Here is an 18,710-nt window from a genome sequence, read left to right as displayed (position 1 = left end):
TTTGGGATACTGTAAACTTTTCCTTTTTTTTAGTGAAGATTTTATGGGAAGATTGGCCTAATTTTAGGATCACCCCAATAACGGCAATGATGCGCAAACAGTTTTTCTTAGTCGGCAACTATATCAGCTGGAATTTTGGTTTGCATTGCGTCTTCAATTTTGTCCAGAAGGGCTTCCGGTTCAAAAGGTTTGAAAATGAAACCGTTCATTCCACTTTCGATAATTTTGCTCTTTACCTCCATAAATACAGAGGCGGATAAGGCCATAATTGGAGTATCTGTATTGAATTTTCTTATTTCTTTGGAAGCCGTATATCCGTCCATTATGGGCATCTGAATATCCATAAGTACGGCGTCATAATCATTTTCCCGAACCTTGTTTACAGCCTCTTGTCCGTCATAAGCCACATCAACGACAAGGTTCGCCTTTTCCAATATTTGCCTTCCCACCATAACATTGATCTGATTGTCTTCTACCAATAGAATTCTTTTTCCCTTTAGATCATGTTCTTTTTTCTGGGTAGCTTGTTCCAGTTCCTCGTTGGAGGCCAATTTTAACTCCAAATCAAAATTGAAGCTACTGCCAACACCAGGTTCACTGTTAATTTTTACTTGGGACCCCATGGCTTCCACTATACTTTTTACAATGGGCAGCCCTAGGCCGGTTCCACCATACAAGCGATTTGTGCTGGTAGAGGCTTGGGTAAACGCCTGCCAAACTTTTTCATGCTGATCCTGAGCAATGCCAATACCGGTATCCTTTATTTCTGTATGCAAAAGGACAGTATCTGCAGTTTCGTTCAATTTTGTGATCTTCAGGGTTACACTTCCTTCATCGGTGAACTTAATGGCGTTGGAAACTAGGTTGTTTATTACCTGGTTAAAACGTACTATATCTAATTGAACGACAGGAAGGTCATCATCAATTTCCAGTTCCAGGGTAATGCCTTTACGCAAACAACTGGGCTCATGTATCTTTTTAATTTGTTTTACTGCCAACATAATATTGGTAGGAATCGGATCCAGGCTAATTGTCGTGGATTCCATTTTGCTAAAATCCAAAACATTGTTTAAAAGGTTCAGCAAAATCTTCCCCGAATAATTCAATGCTTCTATATTCTGTTCCTGATCTTTTCGTGGATTGGAATCCCCCAATATGTGAGAGAGGCCGGTGATAGCATTTAAAGGGGTCCGTATCTCATGGCTCATCATGCTCAAAAATCTGGATTTGGCATTGGATTCCTCTATGGCTTCTTCCCGCTGGCTGTGGATGCTGGAATAATATTGCGCATTTATGTAAGAGAAATAAATTAACTGATAGGTTACCAATAAAATGGTTGTGCCAATGGAGATGGGATAAACGTACTTACCGGCCAATTCAGGATCCATATGGGTATTGGTAAACAGATCAAAATTGGTGTAATATAGGAGAAACCAAAGCATCATTGAAAGTCCGGAAAATATCACTATAAAGAGCCTTTCCCTTCTAAAGGAAAAGGTTACAAATGGCAATGCCAGGGCAAACATTAAAATAAACTCAACACTACCTGCTTTTCCAATAAATGAAGCAGTGAGGGTAACACTTAGGTTAAAGGCAATCAGGTAAATGACGCGGGCAATGGTTAGGTTGCCTTTTTTTGAAACAAGCGCAGAAATGATAAACAATGGTATTGTGGCCCCTATAAAATAGCTTAAGTCCCCTATATCCAAGCTTTTGGCTATAAAAAACCAAATTGTAGATATAATGGTTGTTAATAATGATAAACAGAAGACCAGTTTTACTCGTCTTGAAGAGAATTCAGCCATTGATTATAATAGATTAATACAAAATATTAATACAATTAGTATTCGAAAACACCATATTCGCACTAATTATAGAGTTCACTTTTCTAGAACGACTATTTTTATAGAATATTATAAGTAAATTCTTACATTTTTAATTTGAATACAAATTAGTGCTGAACCACAAATTTTGGGAGTTGTTGGTCATCTTGCCCAAATGAATATATATTTAGATCTCCTCAATGACAGATTTTCCTTTGGATTTATTGCCACTTGTCCATTGCCAATTTTCATAAAGTCTAATTTTTCCGTTCGACAGAATCTCCGGTCTTGAATTACAGACCCCTGTCATGATTTCGCCATTACTGTTTATTTGATGATAACGCATATCAATATTCCCGTCCGGGTCTACCAAACCTATCAAATGTCCTTTTACAATTTGCCCACCCTCATATTCGGAAGTCAAAATATTGCCCTTTTGCCAATATTCAAAAATAGTTTCATTGGTAGTTTCCCCGTTTTCCGAGTTTTCAACGATCCTGAATTTTTTGTTGTTATAGTTCATGGGCTCTATTGGTTTGTAAATGTGTGTTATTTTAATATTTAAGTAAATTACTTCGTACCATTTAATTATCCCACAAAAGGTATTCCCTGCACTCAATCCCCCTTGGTATACACTATTTTTCCATCAAAAATGGTCATGGCTATCCCAGTGTTTAAGAGTTCTTTTTCTGGGACCTTCATTATATCCCGGTCATATATCGTAAAATCGGCCAATTTGCCAATAGTTATAGAACCTTTAATGTCTTCTTCAAAGGCACCATAGGCTGCATCCAAGGTATAGGATTTAAGTGCTTGCTCCCGAGTCATCCTTTCGGCTGGCTCATAACCTCCGTCAGGGGTTCCTTGTAAGGTTTTCCGGGTTACACTCGCATATAAACTGGCAATTGGGTTTAATGGTTCCACTGGCACATCGGTGCCATTCACTATGGGTATACCACTTTTCAACAGGCTTTGCCACATATAGGCACCTTCCTTGATTCGCTGTTCCCCCAAACGGTCAATGGCCCAGGACCTATCGGAGGACATGTGTATAGCTTGCATGGCAGGAATAACCTGCAATTGGGCAAAGCGGGGAATATCGTCTGGATGCAAATGTTGAGCATGCTCTATCCGGAACCTGTGATTGGTTGCCAATTGGGGCAATTCAGCAAAGGCCGATTCGTAGTGGTCAAGTACTTCCCTGTTGGCCCTATCGCCTATAGCATGTGAGCATACCTGAAAACCGTACTGTAATCCATTAAGCGCCGTCTCTTCTACAAATTTCATAGGGAGGGTTTCGTGGCCAAAATGTCCAGGTCTATCCGTGTAGGATTCCAACAACCAAGCCCCTCTTGAACCCAAGGCACCATCACAATTTAATTTAACGGAGCGGATCGTCACTAAATTATCGGGATCTATCATAGGTCCTTTTTTATACCATTCATTGAGCAACTCTTTATCCCAACCTGTTAGCATACCGTATAGGCGAATTTTCATTTTATCCTTAGCCTTCATTTCTTCGTACAGTGTAATGGTCTCCCTGTCTATGCCCGCATCATGAAAACCGGTAATACCATTTTTATGGCAGGCGGCAACCGCCATTTCAAATGCCTTGATGTTTTTTGCAGGGGGTGTTCTCCGGAATATGTTTTGTGATAAGGCTTTCGGCGAGCTCATTGAAAATACCCGTGGGCCTTCCCATGGCGTCGCGCATTACCTCGCCACCCTCAACCTCAAATTTGTTTATTCCTTCCTTGGATAATTCCATTAGGCCAGCGATTTCCATGGCCTTGGCATTGGCAAAACCTGCGTGACCACTGGCATGCCCAAGGTAAACAGGATTGTCCGGGGAAATTGCACTAAGCAAATCATGTGTTTGAAAGCCATTTACTGTTTCAGAAGGCATTTCTTTCCATTTGCTTTGATGCCATCCTCTACCTATAATCCATTCTCCTGGTGCTGCTGTTTTGACCCTCTCGGCCACCACATCTACTATTTCTTGATAACTGGTGGTGTTATTTAGATCCAAATCCAATTCATTATACCCCAATCCCATAAAATGGCCATGCCCTTCTATTAATCCCGGGGTCATGGTTTTGCCCTCCAGATCCAACAGTTTTGTTTGGTCGTTTTTGTATTGCTCCGCTTCGGCAAGGCTACCAGCGAAAAGTATAGTATTGTCTTTCACGGCTACTGCTTCCACCATGGGTTGGGTAGTATCTACGGTATAAATATTTCCTCCATAAATAAGCATGGTTGCGGATTCTTTTACAGTGTTCTGACAGGCGATAAAAAGGAGGGAAGTTATAATCGCACCTAGGAAAAGGGAATTTCGTAATCGCATAAATATTTGTTTAGTGGAAGATGAATTTACAATTTTAAGAGGTTAATCAATCCAACGTTAAAAGGAAATGTTTTTAAAAGTAAAAATAATTTAGTTTAGTAAACTAAGTACGAGCCCATAAGACTTGGGAAGTAAACTGATTTGCACTTTCTTCTTAGTCACCCTTAATGTACTGAAATTCAATTTCATCTTCTGGAAGATCTGCTTTCCTTATAAAGTTAAGACGCTCAAATAGTTTTACGGCCCTGCTGTTTTGTTTGGTCGTAATCGCTATAACTTTTGTAAGCCCAATAGTGTTAATTCCAAATTCGGCTGCAAGTTTCACTGCCGTTGTCATAATACCTTTTCCACTGAATTCAGGTTTTAAAACGCAACCAAGTTCTCCAATACCATTGTCAAAACCACGATAATAGCCTATTGTTCCCATTATTACATTCGTTCGTTTGTCCGCAATGCCCCAATGAATTGACGAACCGTTTTCATAGTCCTTGTTTATTTCGTCTTGCATTGCTATTGCATCCCCAACCGTTAAAGCTGGTTGGGAGTTATAATACGATATTTCAACAATGTCTTTAATATCCTCAATTTCAACTTGCCGTAGAACAAAGGTGTCGGAATTGATTTGTGGAAATTTATAGTATGGAGGTAGTTTCATTTTTTTTTTGTTACCAAGAAATTCTCAAATTTTTGATTTTGGTATGTAGTCAATTGACTTGTTGTTTCTGTTTACTTGCATCTACTATAGGTTCCTTACTAGTTGTGATTTATCACATCTAATTTACGTAAATTCGATGCATTGTATTTATTGTTGATTGATATAAAAGGGTGATAACAGTACTAGGGCAAAGATATCCCATTGTACAATTTATTGTGATTGTATATAAATGACATATCCCCTTGTAATAAAGAGGTATTAATTAATATTAAAGGCTCGGAACTGCTATGATGGCCGACCATCCACCACCTGGAGCCATTTTTGCCATGATTTTGGATTCCCTATTGACTTCCATCGTATCTATTTTGTAGTCTTCCGCATATCGGTTGGCATTTATACCATCCCTATACACCTCCATTTTATAGTTCCCTTCTTTTAAGAACGAAAGATCCAATTCCAAATCCCTGGATGTCCAATCGGTCATAGCCCCAATATACCATTTATCACCCTTTCTTCTGGCCACCGCAATATAATCGCCTATTGCGCCGTGAAGCACAATGGTTTCATCCCATATTGTTGGAATTTGTGTGATGAAGTCTACGGTCTCCTGTTCTTGATAATACCTTGAGGGCGCTTCGCAGAGCATTTGTAAGGGAGCTTCATAAACCACATACATAGCCACTTGATGAGCCCGTGTCCCCATGCTCATTGGTCGCTTGCCGCTAATGCCAAAATTGGCTTTTTGTCTATTGCTCATAGCGCCAGGGGTATAGTCCATTGGGCCTGCAGCCATCCGGATAAAGGGGATGGTCACATTATGCTCGGGAGTAACATCTTTGCTCCATTTATTATTTTCACTACCTTTTACACCCTCATAGTTGATAACATTGGGATATACACGTCTTAAGCCCGAAGGTTTGAACGAACCATGAAAATCAACCAACAATTCCAGTCTAGCACATTCTTTTGCTATTTGCTCATAGGAATTCACCACATATTGGTCACTGCGCTGTATAAAATCGATCTTAATTCCTTTTGCACCCCAACTTTTGTAGGTTTCAAGGATTTCAACAAGGTTGGCCTGGAGGGGTTTCCATAGCGTCCAAAGAATAATGTCCACGCCCTTTTCTTTTCCATACCTAATCAATTCAACTACGTCTATATCCGGATTAAAATCGAGAATTTCTGTAGTGGATTTTGTCCATCCCTCATCCAGTATTATATATTCTATTTTATTGGCAGAAGCAAAATCAATATAGTATTTGTAGGTAGCGGTGTTTAGTCCTGATTTAAAATCGACACCATAAATATTATTGGCATTGTACCAGTCCCATGCCACTTTGCCCGGTTTAATCCAGTCTGTGTTTTTTATGGCCTGTGGTCTCGATAACTGATAGGACAAGTTGCTCTCTACAAAGGTGCGGTCGTCATTACTAATAATAAACACTCTCCAAGGATACTCCCTATTACCTGATACTTTTGCTATAAAATCTGCTTCGGTGGTAATTGTTTGGTTACGATCGGGCTGTGCTTTATCATCTACTGCCTCTAGGACAAATTTCGGAAAAATGGCATCTACAGAGGTATTCCCGTTCCCTCTCATAAACATGCCCGGGTAATCATGAAGGGCTGTTTCAGTAATCAAAACCTTCGCTTTATCGGTCGTAAAAACTACCGGCAAGCTGCAAAATTCATCAGTTGTGATGTCTGTTACTAATTTGTCCAAATAGGAACGTTCATTATGTGAGTACATACTATCTTCTTGCGGAAAAAAGGATTTTGCTCCCTCCGGAAACGTGAACATGGCCTTTTCTGATATTACATTTCTTCCCCTCTTATTCTTGTCTATAAATTGATAGGCAACACCATCATTGTACGCCCTAAATTTGAGCTGATATTGCCCCTTGAAGGTAATTGCCAATTGAACATATTCATCCTTAATTTCAGCGTCTTTATGGGGTATTGCAGGGTAGATCATGGAAGAAAACTCTTCTATAGTATGGTCTTTGACCCTAGAATTTACCCCAAAATCTTCCCCAGTGGAGAAATCCATTCCTATTTTAGCTTCTTTGATCAAAATATTGCCATCTAGGGAAGCAGACCAGGATATTCCACCATCGACCTCAATATTAAGCTCTATGTTTTTGTCCGGGGAATTGATTTTAAAATTTTGTGAAAACGTTTGCTGAACAATTAAGAATATGGAAAGTAAAAGAAGTGTTCTTATCATCATAATTCCAGAAGATTTTTTCGATGGTTTTAGGTTATAATTAACACCGAGGGTGTTCCAGACAAAGAACCGGGTTTACGTACTAATTTTCAATATTTAACGGACATTTATTTTAGCAATAATGTGGCCATTATTTCAACAATTGCTGTTTGGAGAAATTATCTAGCTTCCATTGTATTGAGCCAATTGGTAATTACTGTTAAATACTCCGGTGTTAATAATTGAAAATAAGGAAATTCATTATTAACGGATGTCATAGAATGTGATGTGTTTTTTAAAGTAATGACCTTATAATTATTTGAATTGGATTTACTAATTACTTTTTCGATGGTTTTGTAACTATCCCTAGGAATTATTTCATCCGATAATCCTTGAATCACCAATATGGGCTGTGTTATTTTCTCAAAATACGGTAGTCCACTAAAATTCAACTTATAATCCTTTTGCACACCCTCCTCGGGAATCCATATATGCTTAAGCCAATCTTCCTTGCCGTTTTCATTTTTTATCGTAAGCAATGATTCGTATGAAATATTGCCTGCGAGATAATCATACCCCGCTTTTTGAACATTTAGAGCCCGATCAATATTAGCTTTTCCCAACATATCGTAGTTCAAATTTCTCCAATGGTTCAAATCGCTTTCCATAAGGGTTCCACTGGGACAGCTGATGGAAATCCCAAAACCCAAATCGGGCACTTTAGACAAGATATATGGTATCTTTATACCTCCCTGACTGCTTCCTTTAATACCAATTACCGATAAAGGCAGTGAGGATATTTTGGAGAAGAATTCCAAGGCATTGATATCATCGATACAAAGTTCTTCAATGGTTGCGGATTGCCAATCTCCTTCAGATTTGCCAGTTCCACGTTTATCATAATTAAAAACTGTGTACCCTAAATCCGCAAAGTATTGTGCTTCGGCATTGGTGCCACTTCGGTCATTTCCTTGAGAGGAAGTCACGTAAAACAAACCCTTTTTTATTGCATTTTTAGGCTTCCATAAGGTACCATGAAGCTTCAGGGTATTGGAAACAAAGATTAATTCCTGTTTTTCAATTAGGTCCGATTCTTTTAAATTATCAGGGGTCAGCTCGGTCTCAAAAGTGTTTAATAATTTTTCTGTTTCATTGGAATAAACCTTTAACTGTCCTTTGAAGTTCCGATTGTACGGCAAGAATTTGTATTCATAGGTATAATAATCACTGATCACATAAAAATTGAGGGAGTCTTTGTCATAAGTCGTGTTTTGACAGGGTATTTCAAAAGCATTCATTTCCATACTTGAAAAAAATGCCCTTGTTTTACCTTCAATCGGCGCAAGTTCTATTTGATAATTAAAGCTTGTTTTTCCATGACTAATATTACCTTTAAAAGACTGGCCCTGTAATGTTGCCATGAAGCCGACAATTACTAAAAATCCGAAAAATCTCATATTTATTTACTTTATAAACTTGTAAAAGTTAAGTAATAGAGTAACGGGGAACTTTGAAATGCAAACCGATAATATAGGTACAGAGACCATTAATTTCCTTGGCCCAATTTATAAATATTAAATTAGGTGGATGTTGTGTTCAAAAGTCAAAAGACTAGTGACTTTCAATTAGACTTTTCTACAAAATTATTTACCTAAGGATGGGCGGATTTTTTAATTGGAATAGATATTAAAAAATTGTTCCGTATCCTTAATATCATTGATTCCCAAAATCCAACAAACTTCAGAGAGGTCCGAAAAGTCCATACCACCTTGTGAAATGGCCTTATTGTTGTAGCGCCCATCTTTTCCGTTATATTCATTTGAAATGTCAATAGCGAGTTCCCAAACTTCAATCAATTTTGGATTTGTGATTTTATCCTTCCACTGGGTGTATTCTGCTGACAGAAACCCAGGTGTCCCATTACCAACGACATTGCCGTCCGGTATTTTATGATAATCGGTGTTTTTCTTTACAAATTCAAGATCCTCTGGAGAGGTAGATTTTTCATTCCAATCAGAATGTTGTACCACATGTATATTTTCGGAGGTGTTTATTTCTGGTAAATTGGCTTGAATGGATTTAATAAGTTCTGCGGTAAAATCTGATTGGCCCGCCTCGGCTATCCATACATCACCTTTATTTAAAAGGGTTGCAGTAATTTTGGACTTTACTTGTTCCACTGCGGTTTGTGTATTATTATGTGCATCCGTCCAATTGTCTTTAAAAGCCAGTTCCATTAATGGATTGGGAGGAACGTATAAGCCACTCTGAATACCATAGGTGCCTGCAACGGCGTGATAATTAATTTTAGAAAAATTGGGATCGGACATGAGGGTAAAAAAGGCAGCTATAGTATGCAGGTCATCTACATCGGTTTTACAATCATACTGAACTAATAGGAAGTCTTTTTCTATATTGAAACTGCCCGATTGAAATGCGCCATTATCCAAGTCATTATTTTTGCAGGACAATAATATTATCGTTATAATAATTAATGTTCTTGATACCATTTTCAACCATTTTAATTAGTTCCAATTTACGTTTTTTTGACGAGGACAAGTTCTTGTAAGCCAAATTTTTATTGTTTAGATTATTGTTTCTCAATAATATAATCGGCAAAATAGTTTTGAGAATCTGTGATCTTACCAACAATTTTTAGCCCCGTATGTAAACAGATGGTCTGAATGACAGTGTCGTCGTATTTTCGTGAAATTTCGGTGTGTATCTTCTCTTCCTTTTTAAAAGTGACTTTCATGTCCAAAACTTTAATCTCCACCTCTTGATTCACAATACTTTTAATTGCGCTTTTGGCTACCCCTTCCTCTTCGTCATACATAGGAGTATGTTCAAACAAATCGGTGTTAAAATCGGCATCCAGTTCGCTGTTTATTCTGCTTAATAAATTTAGGTTAAATGCACTGGTTACACCCTGACTATCGTTGTAAGCAGGTAGCACAATGTCCTTACTTTTCTTTAGATCTACCCCAAGTATAATTTTATCGCCTTTGGATAAGTTTTCACTAAGATGGTTTAGGAAGGCATTGGCTTCAGTATTTTCCATGTTTCCAATATTAGAGCCAAGGAACAGTACGACTTTAGGAAGGGGAGAGGGCTTTAATTCATGAAGGATATGAAAATAGTCCCCTAGTTTGGGGCTTATTTTTTTCTTTGGAAATTGCCGTTGGATATTTTCTTCGATTTGATGTAGGGCTTTTGCGGAAATATCGATTGGGGTGTACAGGTATTGAAAATTGCAGGTGTCCAATGCTCTAAGCAATTCAATGGTTTTGTACCCATCACCAGCACCAAGCTCGATAAGGTCGAATTTTTTTTCAGTGGTGAGTCCTAATAGTTCAATAATTTCAGAAGCTTTCTTTTGAAAAATTTCAAACTCTGCATTAGTCAAATAATACTCGGGCAATTTCATTATTTCAGAAAACAGTGCAGAACCCTTTTCGTCATAAAAATATTTTGAGGACAGCCTTTTAGGGGTTTTACTTAGACCCTCTTTAACATCGATGGCGAATTGTTTGTTCATTTTGCTAATCGTATTCCGGTATATTGCCATTGGGCACTTGGGTAAAAAAAATTGCGATAAGTGGGCCTGCTATGTTTTGGTGAAGTAGCCATGGAGGCACCACGAAGCACCATTTGATTAATCATAAATTTGCCGTTGTACTCGCCAATAGCACCATCGGCTTTTTTAAAACCAGGGTAAGGCAAATATGCACTATTGGTCCATTCCCAGCGCTGCCCCCAATTAAGTTGGCCTGAAGCTATTTCCCACTCAAATTCTGTGGGCAACCGCATACCTTTCCATTCAGCAAAAGCCATGGCTTCATAAAAACTTACGTGTTTTAAAATGTCGTTTTCGTTTATTTTCTGAAATCCTTTTAAGGTATAATGCATCCATTGGCCATCTACCTCATGCCAATACAAAGGCATTGAAACTTGGTTTTGCTTTAACCATGTCCAACCTTCATCCAACCACAAATTAAAATCTGTATAGCCGCCAGCTTCAATAAACTCAAGGTACTCGCCGTTGGTTACCAAGCCTTTTTGAATCTCAAAATCGTGCAAAAATACTTTGTGGACTCCCAATTCATTATCAAAACAAAAACCTTCTCCCTGGTAACCAATGGTGTATACACCTTCTGGGATTTTCACGATACCTGTTTCTATATTCCTTTCTTGGCCCAGTAAACTAGTGTCGGAATCATAGGCAGGAAATAGTGGGTTTTGTCCAAACATGTATTTGATATCGCTCAGCAATAACTCTTGATGTTGTTGCTCGTGATGCAGGCCTAAAGTGACCAATTGAACCATGTCGGCATCCAACTTTTGATGCAATAATTGCCACATGGCAGTATCCACATATTGTCGGTAAGCATAAACTTCATCTATTGTCGGTCTGGTAAGGTTACCGCGTTTCGCCCTTAAGACCCTATCTCCTGCATTGTTGTAATAACTATTGAACAAGAAGGGAAAATCCTTATTGAAAAGCTTATAATTCGGGAGATGGGGAAGCAGCACAAAGGTTTCAAAAAACCAACTGCTATGTGCCAATTGCCATTTTGCCGGACTGGCGAATTCGGCAACCTGCACCACATAATCCTCGGTTTGGAGTGGTTTGCAGATCTGCTCCGTATAAGTACGAACTTCTTTGTACTGGTCCAATATATCCATTATTCAAGTCCTTTTTTATCTGGATTCCAGAAGGGTTTGGTTTTGATTTGTTTGGTTTCCCAATGCAGTTCCTGTCTAAAAAACCGGTTTAAGGCCACACAAAGTCTACTATCGCCTGCTATGTATGCCATTTTTTCACCTTTAAAAGTAGAGACTTTTTCTCTTACCATGGTAATAATATCTTCGGAAGGGTTTTCTGGCAATTCGTAAAAATCGAATGGGAGGGTACCGTCAACATCAGGAAATAGGTCCTGTTTGTCTTGGCTGTACAAAATGCTTTCCACCTGTTTGTCTTTGCCTATATTTCTACGAATCATATAAAGGTGTGATAGCGCAGAGAGGTCGCCTACCATCATGTAGCTATCTGCAGAATCTTCCGCTAAAAAGTTGCCCTTTTTGGTTTTAAAATAAATCTTTTCGCCCACATTGCATTCTTTTATCCATTGACTGCCAATACCATTGCTGTGGGTAGCAATGGCTACATCTATATACGACTTGTCTTTGTTGATATCCCAAATGCTATAGCTTCTCATTTTGTCCTTTAGCGACAATTCGTCTTTGCCAATACCGAGTCCCATACGTAGGAAAGAACCGGGTATAAAGTTGATCTTGCCTATGGTTTCGTTTTTTAGACGAATTTTAAAAGCCGCCTCGGAAAGTTTCACTTTTTCAGTGATTAGGGCATCTTTTAATACTACGGATTTTAATATGGACTCAATTAAACTCATGCTTTTGTTTTTATGAATGCTTTTTATGATAATTCTCTATCATGGCCAAAGGCGATTTATGTGGTCTTCCGACAGCTTTTTCATAATCTGAAACCACCTCGTTGGCACCATTTCTAATGCCTTCATAAATACCTGCAATGATAGTTCCTAGGAATTCTCCCAAGGCAGCCTGGCGTTCTTTTTTATAGTCTTCAACGGAAACTGTATTATACTTTAAATTGGTTTTATACACCTGATTGATATATTCCGCCAATTGAGTTTGGGTAATGGCTTCTCCAACAAGATTTAGGGTTTGTCCGTTAAGCCTATCATTTAAAAGTAGTTGTGCGTAGGCAAAACCCAATTCTTCACGACTGGTATATGTACATTTTCCGTCTGCCGCACAATTAGTAATGCTTCCTTCTTTTACATAGGTATCCATATATTCCAAGTCGGGTTCAATATAAATGCCGTTTCTGCCAATAATCCATTGTAAACCAGAGTTGCGCACATCTTCTTCCGTTTGGCGATTGCTTTGCACCACCGGACTAAATGCCGTATTTTTTTCATCGCCTACAATACTGGTGTACACTATTTTTTGAACTCCATTTAGCTTTGCGGCTTCAATCACGTTACGGTGTTGCTGAATTCTCTTTTGAGGATGGTCCATTCCCGAAACCAGTAACAATTTATCAACTCCTTTTAAGGCTGTATCAAAATCTTCACGACTATTGTAATCGCCTTTTCTCACTTCCACACCTAGGTACTTCGCCTTTTCAGGTGTGCGTGCAATGCCTATTACGTTTTCTTTACCAATTTCCTGAATCAATGCTTTTGCTATTGAAGCCCCTAATTGTCCGCTAACGGATGTTACTGCAATTTTCATGAGTTATATTTTTTTAATTTGTAATCGATATGCCATAATGCTTTCTTTAATAGGGGTTATTCTTATAATAAATCCCAAGCCAACAATTACCGCATAGATCAGCCAGGATTTATCTAAAAGAGCTACATGAAGTAAACTCAGAATTATGGCAACATACGCCAAACTTTGCAATTTTTTCCACTTCGCCTTTAATCGTTTCATGGATTTTCTATTGGATGTATACAACAATGGTAGCAATATAAGTACCGCTATAAAGCCAGCAATGTAGTTGGCTTGGGTAAATGTTTCCAAAAGACCTTCGCCCCATACAAAAATGATGAAGTGCAGGATGCTCCATACCGCTGTAGCTATACCCATGGCTTGGCGTACAAAAAGGTTATTGACCCCAAATAGTATAAAGAAGGGGGTACAAGTAAGAACAGCTGTCATCCAACGTATTGCAAATTCACCGGAAATATGATACAACATTTCCAAAGTGGATCTTCCTTCACTTCCAGCACCTTCAATCAAGCTAATGGACAACCCATTGGAAAATTCGATATTAAACATACCAAAAATGATAAATAGGGGCAAGATGGCCAAAACGGCTACAATCATCCACCCGTAGTTTCGTTTTATAAAATTCATTCTATTTGTTTGTCGTTAAAACTTCCAATTCCTTTTCTAAGGATTCGGCTTTTTCCTTAAATTTTTCCACTGCCTTTTTAAGCTGAGCTACTTTTTTAAAGACTTCGGCATCTTGAATGGCTTCAAAAGTAAGCTGGCCATCTATTTCTTTTATTTTGGATTTGCCCCCACAGCTTGGGCAATTGGCTACTTGACTCATAGTTGTTTTTTTACAAAATTGCCATCGATTTGGCTATTTAAAAAGGTGAATGTATAAAGGATAATGGTGATTCTGAAACCGCCTATAAAACTGTTATAAGGCGCTTTTTTCCAAACTCTTCTCCAATTCATAAGAATAGGATAGGTAATAGTTTCTTGCTGGGGCATTTATTTGCTCTGCTGCCAAAGCTCTTAAAAGCGCTATCTTAACTTTTGTGACTTTAACTTTTTCATAGTCTGTTTTTAGTAGATAGTCGGCCAACTCTAATCCCCACTGGTAATCACTTTTTTCTAATGCTTGGCTCAGTTTATGAAACATTTTTTCCTCTCCACCTGCCAATTCAACCATATGTTTGGCCTCTTGTGATGAAGAAAGGGGATAAAGGTTGGTAGGGTTACCATCAAACCAGCCTACATAGTGCAAAAATATAGAACGAACGCCCCATGGCACAGACCCGTAAAACTCCTGTAAGTTGGGTTGCTCTATTAACGAATCGGCCAACCTTACGCTGTCAACGGTTTGTTGTAGCGTATAGCCCTTGTTCATGGCATCTATGGTTTGTTGGTATACACTTAAAATAGCTGTTGAGTAGTTTTTTAAATTGCTATGGACAAGAGTTTTTCCTGAAACAGGACGGGTATGCCCCGGTACAAGGTATTCCACTGGGTAGGTACTCATTTTTTGAATGGATTCGCCCCATGATTTTACATCCCTATATTGCGAACCCCGAATAGCATAAAGGTTTGGAAATGATTTGTAGTAATTATCTCCGGCAAATAATGTTTTCAGATCGGGAATCCAAACAAAGAGCTCGTCATTTGTTTCCCCATCAGCGGCATGCAATTCAATATCTATGCCGGCCAGGTTAAGGGTTATAGAGTCTTGAAATGTAAGGTTAGGTGCAATATACCCTTTTCCGGCCCTATCAGTTGGAGTAATACCTGGGGCCACACCTCTGTTAATGATATCTTTAGCAGGTAAATCGCGCCCAAATTGACGTATGTTTCTCTGTTTTAATATGGGCTCTACCGGTGAATGCTCCTCTAACTCATCCTTAAATCCCTCCCGTGCAATGATCTTTACGTCTTTGTTATTGCCTGTAAAAGCTGATGTGCCCCCAGTATGATCCAGATGGCCATGGGTATAAATTAAAGCTTCCACAGGTTTATCGGTTATGTTCCGGAACTCTTCCGCTACCTTTTCCGCTGCACCCAAGGCACGTAGCGCATCAATGATCACTACCCCTTGTTCTCCAATAACCATAGAGGCATTGGAACCATCATAGCCTACGGCCACATATACCTTTTCGTTCAATTTGATGATTTCTGGAATAAATTCGGCATTCTGACTTTTTAATTTGGTGATATTCGGATGTTCTTCATCCTGCACTTGGGATGTATTTTGTTTGGGTGAATTTTGACATGCCTGCATCAAAATAATTCCCAAAATAAGCAAAGCACCTTTTATAATTGCTTGGTTCCTGACTGTTTTAAAGGAGTATGTAACCGCTATTTGACTTTTCAATTTGTTCATATTAATAGATTTAATTTGAAGACTTGTTTAATTCCTTACAAAATTCGCAATAATAGAAACCTTGGGAAAGGTGAATGTTTTGATAAAAATGGTAAATGTGAAACCAGAGTTTTAGCGGCTTCATAAATGGAATAGGAGCAGGGTTGTTTTTTTTTGGAATAGTGTAAATGAGAGTCGACAAAAATTTATCTTACTAAATCAAAGTAACAACGCGGAAAATCTTAGGGTAAGAATGGTAAATACGGAACCACATTTTTATATTCCCGCTTTAAATTGTTTGGGCGTAGTGCCAGTATGTTTTTTAAAGAATTTGGTAAAATTGGTCACTTCATCAAAACCTATGGCATATCCTATTTCCTTTAAACTCGAACTTGTACTGGCTATGGCCCTTTTTGTTTCAAGCGTTACAAAATCATCAATAAAATGTTTGGCCGTGTTCAAGGTAAATTCCTTTACGATCAGGTTCAAATGTTTGGTAGAAACCTGTAGCATTTTTGCATAGTCCTTTACATTCCGGGTTAGGGTATATTGTTTTTCTACCAAATTCTTAAAATCAAGAAACATAGAATAATGCTGATGGTTCTGCTTTGGCAGTTGGGCAGAATCTGTAAGTCTTTCCAATCTTAGCAGATATAACTCTAGAATGGCGCCTACAATGTTCCTTTGGGCGTAGGTGTTTTCTGCCTCCAATTCAACCAGTGTCTCCTCTATGAAGGCTTCATTTAAATTTCCCCCATGCACTAGTGGTCTGGAAATATGATAATTATACAGATGGGAAATAAACTCGATAGAAGATTTGGAAAAATAATTCAGGACAAATTCCTCGGTAAACAAAATAAGGAATCCATCATAATTAGGGTTTTCCTGAAAGGCATGTACTTGAACTTTGGCTATTTTTAAAACCGTCCCTTTTTTTAACGGATACTCCTTCAGGTCAATTTGATGACTTCCTACGCCGTTGGTAACAATCAACAAGGCAAAAAAGCTGACCCTATGTGGCAAGTGGGGATTATGTTCCAAACCTGCCTTAATTTTGGCAAACAACTTGGATAGATGAAGGAACTCGAATTCTTTTTCGTTTTCTTCGCTCTCGAATGATATGTTGGGGATTGTATTCACAGGGTTGAGTAAATGATGGATTTGGTATTAATGATTCCCAATATAGGAAATATTCATAATTGCTCAATTATGGCCTTGAACTCTCTTGCCATATCCGGGGGCGGGTAATGCTTTGATACATGGTATTGGTATAAATCGCAATTGTATTTTAACCAAATGGTGTCCCAATGACGTGAAAGACTAGATCAAAGGTAATATGTGACATAATAGCGATCAATAATCCCCGTTTCCAAAATATCCACCCGAATGTTGACCCTGTTATTAAGTTTCCTATCATTGTTGTACCAATAGTAAAAGGCGTTGGCACCACAAAATTCTTTGACAATGGTAGATGAACAAGGCCAAATACTATTGCTGAAATTATAATGCCAGTCCATATCATTTTATTCGACGGATTTTCTGCCTTTTTCAAATATTGAATGACCGTAATTATTAAAGACATCAAACCTAACCTAAATATTATTTCTTCGCTAATTCCGGCGGAGAAGGACACAAGGGCATAAAAGGGTTTGGATGGGCGTGTTAGTTTATGCGAAACTGGATAAAACTCTTTTTGCACTTCAAATAATATCAATAGGAGTAAGGCTACTATTGTTGCTAATAGAATACTTGAAAGTAAGGCTTTCCAATGTAATGTTTTGTGTGTAGGTTCCTTGGAAAAATAACTGGCCAGAAGAGGAGCTCCCAGATTGGCTCTTGATGAAACCCATAAACCAATAAAAATCAATATTGTACCCAAAACAAGACTACTAATGCCAATGGTCAACAGTTCATCATAAATTGATCCCTTCAGATTAAGGTTTGCCAAACCGGCCTCCAATTTCAATCGTTTGACTTCCCTACTAAAAGGTATGTTTATCAAGGAACCAAGTATGAAGAGAATTAGTAAGGTTATTGCAATTTGCCACCGATACCTTTTCTTCCCTTCCTTGCCCTGGACGATTGATAATGTAAAAAAATCCTTCAATTAACTTTGGTTGCCCTAATACAGGTTTATGTTAAATATGAGTGTTATGTAAATATACATGCAGCACTCTAATTTTTCAATATTATATTTTCAATGGCATAATTATCCGTCCTGTTTTGCACATGTTTGGAGTTTTCCAGCATTACTACTTTTTTTAACGAAGGAAAAATCTTTTTGGCGCGTTTTAGCATTTTCGCACCTGGAAACATAATATCCTTTTTAGCGGCAAACAGGGTGATCGGAGTACTTATTTGTAAGGCCTCTTCTTTAGTTATAACGGGAACAGGAGTAAAATCCATTCTAAATTGAATAAAGACTTTTGCCAAATATTTAAGAGCAAAATTATCTGGCTCGGTAAATAGGGTTTTTAAAAAGTTTTCAAGGTATTTGACCTTTTGGGTTTTTATATAAAGCTTCATAGGAAGAAACACCCTGAATAATAAAATTAGTGGATTTCCATTGACTATAAAAGCAGGGGCCGACAAAAATACTTCTTTGATATTTTTTTCATTCTGAATCAATGTTTTAAGTATGATCAGTCCCCCAAAGGAAAAACCGGCCATGGTAACATTATTAAGCTTTAGCTGATTTATAATATCATTGATCCATACGCCATAGCTATTGTCTTTCATACTCAATCTAGTTTCTGCGCTTTTATTTGGTTGGGCAAGAACATCTATGGCAAATACTTGAAAATCTTTATACAGATTGGGATAAGTTTCCAATGCTATGGGAGCACAGCCATTGGAACCGTGTATCAACAAAATAGGGGGTTTTGTTGAATCTCCTGTGACGATAATATTGGTTTTCCCAAATTCAGTATTAATAATTTTGTAATTATAATCTATGTCTAAATCCTTTATTTTTTGCTCATAAAGATTTATGATCTCTTTTTGACCTATTTCGGATTTGTATAATGATTTCATTTTGTAATTTTAGGACAAATTTACTAATA

Annotated in this window: 18 protein-coding genes; all 18 read right to left on the bottom strand. The window is 38.0% G+C overall.

Going from position 1 to position 18,710, the window contains the following annotated elements; translation table 11 throughout:
• Window positions 1-107 precede the first annotated feature (107 nt).
• The 18 genes from MWU82_RS15415 to MWU82_RS15335 all read right to left on the bottom strand — a co-directional run bounded on the left by MWU82_RS15415 (window position 108) and on the right by MWU82_RS15335 (window position 18,681).
• The gene (locus MWU82_RS15415) at window positions 108-1,709 is read right to left on the bottom strand and encodes a response regulator (RefSeq protein WP_247097053.1); all 1,602 of its coding nucleotides are present in this window, start codon (window positions 1,707-1,709) and stop codon (window positions 108-110) included.
• A gap of 301 nt (window positions 1,710-2,010) precedes the next feature.
• Window positions 2,011-2,346 (bottom strand): n-acetylglutamate synthase, encoded by a 336-nt coding sequence (locus MWU82_RS15410; RefSeq protein ID WP_215949051.1) that lies wholly within the window; start codon window positions 2,344-2,346, stop codon window positions 2,011-2,013.
• A gap of 92 nt (window positions 2,347-2,438) precedes the next feature.
• Complete coding sequence (locus tag MWU82_RS15405; protein WP_348646998.1) at window positions 2,439-3,425, bottom strand: amidohydrolase family protein; 987 nt, start codon at window positions 3,423-3,425, stop codon at window positions 2,439-2,441.
• A 1-nt stretch (window position 3,426) separates the two neighbouring features.
• A complete protein-coding gene (locus MWU82_RS24385; RefSeq protein WP_348646997.1) occupies window positions 3,427-4,167 on the bottom strand; it encodes an amidohydrolase family protein in 741 nt (246 codons plus the stop codon).
• A 154-nt stretch (window positions 4,168-4,321) separates the two neighbouring features.
• Window positions 4,322-4,822, bottom strand: a complete 501-nt coding sequence (locus MWU82_RS15400; RefSeq protein ID WP_247097052.1) for a GNAT family N-acetyltransferase — start codon at window positions 4,820-4,822, stop codon at window positions 4,322-4,324.
• A 268-nt stretch (window positions 4,823-5,090) separates the two neighbouring features.
• Window positions 5,091-7,055 carry a glycoside hydrolase family 97 protein gene (locus MWU82_RS15395; protein ID WP_247097051.1) on the bottom strand — a complete coding sequence of 655 codons (1,965 nt, stop codon included), beginning with the start codon at window positions 7,053-7,055 and terminating at the stop codon, window positions 5,091-5,093.
• A 155-nt stretch (window positions 7,056-7,210) separates the two neighbouring features.
• Window positions 7,211-8,452 (bottom strand): CocE/NonD family hydrolase, encoded by a 1,242-nt coding sequence (locus tag MWU82_RS15390; protein WP_247097050.1) that lies wholly within the window; start codon window positions 8,450-8,452, stop codon window positions 7,211-7,213.
• A gap of 249 nt (window positions 8,453-8,701) precedes the next feature.
• Window positions 8,702-9,541, bottom strand: coding sequence for a hypothetical protein (locus tag MWU82_RS15385; protein ID WP_247097049.1), 840 nt, complete (start codon window positions 9,539-9,541; stop codon window positions 8,702-8,704).
• An 80-nt stretch (window positions 9,542-9,621) separates the two neighbouring features.
• Window positions 9,622-10,569, bottom strand: coding sequence for an L-histidine N(alpha)-methyltransferase (gene egtD / locus MWU82_RS15380; RefSeq protein ID WP_215949056.1), 948 nt, complete (start codon window positions 10,567-10,569; stop codon window positions 9,622-9,624).
• Window positions 10,566-11,717 (bottom strand): ergothioneine biosynthesis protein EgtB, encoded by a 1,152-nt coding sequence (gene egtB / locus MWU82_RS15375; protein ID WP_247097048.1) that lies wholly within the window; start codon window positions 11,715-11,717, stop codon window positions 10,566-10,568. Before egtB ends, egtD begins: the two co-directional genes overlap by 4 nt.
• A complete protein-coding gene (locus MWU82_RS15370) occupies window positions 11,717-12,445 on the bottom strand; it encodes an FAD-binding oxidoreductase (protein ID WP_247097047.1) in 729 nt (242 codons plus the stop codon). The genes egtB and MWU82_RS15370 overlap by 1 nt, the downstream gene beginning before the upstream one ends.
• A gap of 10 nt (window positions 12,446-12,455) precedes the next feature.
• Window positions 12,456-13,310 (bottom strand): SDR family oxidoreductase, encoded by an 855-nt coding sequence (locus tag MWU82_RS15365; protein WP_247097046.1) that lies wholly within the window; start codon window positions 13,308-13,310, stop codon window positions 12,456-12,458.
• Window positions 13,311-13,313: 3 nt separating this feature from the next.
• Window positions 13,314-13,937: a ferric reductase-like transmembrane domain-containing protein gene (locus MWU82_RS15360; protein WP_247097045.1), complete on the bottom strand. Its 624-nt coding sequence runs from the start codon at window positions 13,935-13,937 to the stop codon at window positions 13,314-13,316.
• Window position 13,938: 1 nt separating this feature from the next.
• Complete coding sequence (locus tag MWU82_RS15355; RefSeq protein ID WP_215949061.1) at window positions 13,939-14,136, bottom strand: hypothetical protein; 198 nt, start codon at window positions 14,134-14,136, stop codon at window positions 13,939-13,941.
• A gap of 93 nt (window positions 14,137-14,229) precedes the next feature.
• Window positions 14,230-15,669: an alkyl/aryl-sulfatase gene (locus MWU82_RS15350; protein ID WP_247097044.1), complete on the bottom strand. Its 1,440-nt coding sequence runs from the start codon at window positions 15,667-15,669 to the stop codon at window positions 14,230-14,232.
• Between the two features lie 255 nt (window positions 15,670-15,924).
• On the bottom strand, window positions 15,925-16,788 hold the full coding sequence (locus tag MWU82_RS15345; RefSeq protein ID WP_247097043.1) for a helix-turn-helix transcriptional regulator: 864 nt from the start codon (window positions 16,786-16,788) through the stop codon (window positions 15,925-15,927).
• A gap of 148 nt (window positions 16,789-16,936) precedes the next feature.
• Window positions 16,937-17,527, bottom strand: coding sequence for a CPBP family intramembrane glutamic endopeptidase (locus MWU82_RS15340; RefSeq protein ID WP_247097042.1), 591 nt, complete (start codon window positions 17,525-17,527; stop codon window positions 16,937-16,939).
• Between the two features lie 296 nt (window positions 17,528-17,823).
• Window positions 17,824-18,681 carry an alpha/beta fold hydrolase gene (locus tag MWU82_RS15335; protein WP_215949065.1) on the bottom strand — a complete coding sequence of 286 codons (858 nt, stop codon included), beginning with the start codon at window positions 18,679-18,681 and terminating at the stop codon, window positions 17,824-17,826.
• Window positions 18,682-18,710: the final 29 nt, after the last annotated feature.

The sequence above is a fragment of the Arenibacter sp. S6351L genome (assembly GCF_023016025.1).
Taxonomy (GTDB): domain Bacteria; phylum Bacteroidota; class Bacteroidia; order Flavobacteriales; family Flavobacteriaceae; genus Arenibacter; species Arenibacter algicola_B.
Note: the sequence above shows the minus strand (reverse complement) of the source record. Positions and strands in the feature narration are given on the sequence as shown.

Excerpts from the sequence above, each read along its gene's own strand:
- MWU82_RS15410 (WP_215949051.1), bottom strand. The coding sequence starts at position 2,346 with ATGAACTATAACAACAAAAAATTCAGGATCGTTGAAAACTCGGAAAAC.
- MWU82_RS15350 (WP_247097044.1), bottom strand. The coding sequence starts at position 15,669 with ATGAACAAATTGAAAAGTCAAATAGCGGTTACATACTCCTTTAAAACA.
- MWU82_RS15370 (WP_247097047.1), bottom strand. The coding sequence starts at position 12,445 with ATGAGTTTAATTGAGTCCATATTAAAATCCGTAGTATTAAAAGATGCC.
- MWU82_RS24385 (WP_348646997.1), bottom strand. The coding sequence starts at position 4,167 with ATGCGATTACGAAATTCCCTTTTCCTAGGTGCGATTATAACTTCCCTC.
- MWU82_RS15390 (WP_247097050.1), bottom strand. The coding sequence starts at position 8,452 with ATGGCAACATTACAGGGCCAGTCTTTTAAAGGTAATATTAGTCATGGA.
- MWU82_RS15335 (WP_215949065.1), bottom strand. The coding sequence starts at position 18,681 with ATGAAATCATTATACAAATCCGAAATAGGTCAAAAAGAGATCATAAAT.
- MWU82_RS15400 (WP_247097052.1), bottom strand. The coding sequence starts at position 4,822 with ATGAAACTACCTCCATACTATAAATTTCCACAAATCAATTCCGACACC.
- MWU82_RS15395 (WP_247097051.1), bottom strand. The coding sequence starts at position 7,055 with ATGATGATAAGAACACTTCTTTTACTTTCCATATTCTTAATTGTTCAG.
- MWU82_RS15360 (WP_247097045.1), bottom strand. The coding sequence starts at position 13,937 with ATGAATTTTATAAAACGAAACTACGGGTGGATGATTGTAGCCGTTTTG.
- MWU82_RS15365 (WP_247097046.1), bottom strand. The coding sequence starts at position 13,310 with ATGAAAATTGCAGTAACATCCGTTAGCGGACAATTAGGGGCTTCAATA.
- egtD (WP_215949056.1), bottom strand. The coding sequence starts at position 10,569 with ATGAACAAACAATTCGCCATCGATGTTAAAGAGGGTCTAAGTAAAACC.
- MWU82_RS15355 (WP_215949061.1), bottom strand. The coding sequence starts at position 14,136 with ATGAGTCAAGTAGCCAATTGCCCAAGCTGTGGGGGCAAATCCAAAATA.
- egtB (WP_247097048.1), bottom strand. The coding sequence starts at position 11,717 with ATGGATATATTGGACCAGTACAAAGAAGTTCGTACTTATACGGAGCAG.
- MWU82_RS15405 (WP_348646998.1), bottom strand. The coding sequence starts at position 3,425 with ATGGCGGTTGCCGCCTGCCATAAAAATGGTATTACCGGTTTTCATGAT.
- MWU82_RS15385 (WP_247097049.1), bottom strand. The coding sequence starts at position 9,541 with ATGGTATCAAGAACATTAATTATTATAACGATAATATTATTGTCCTGC.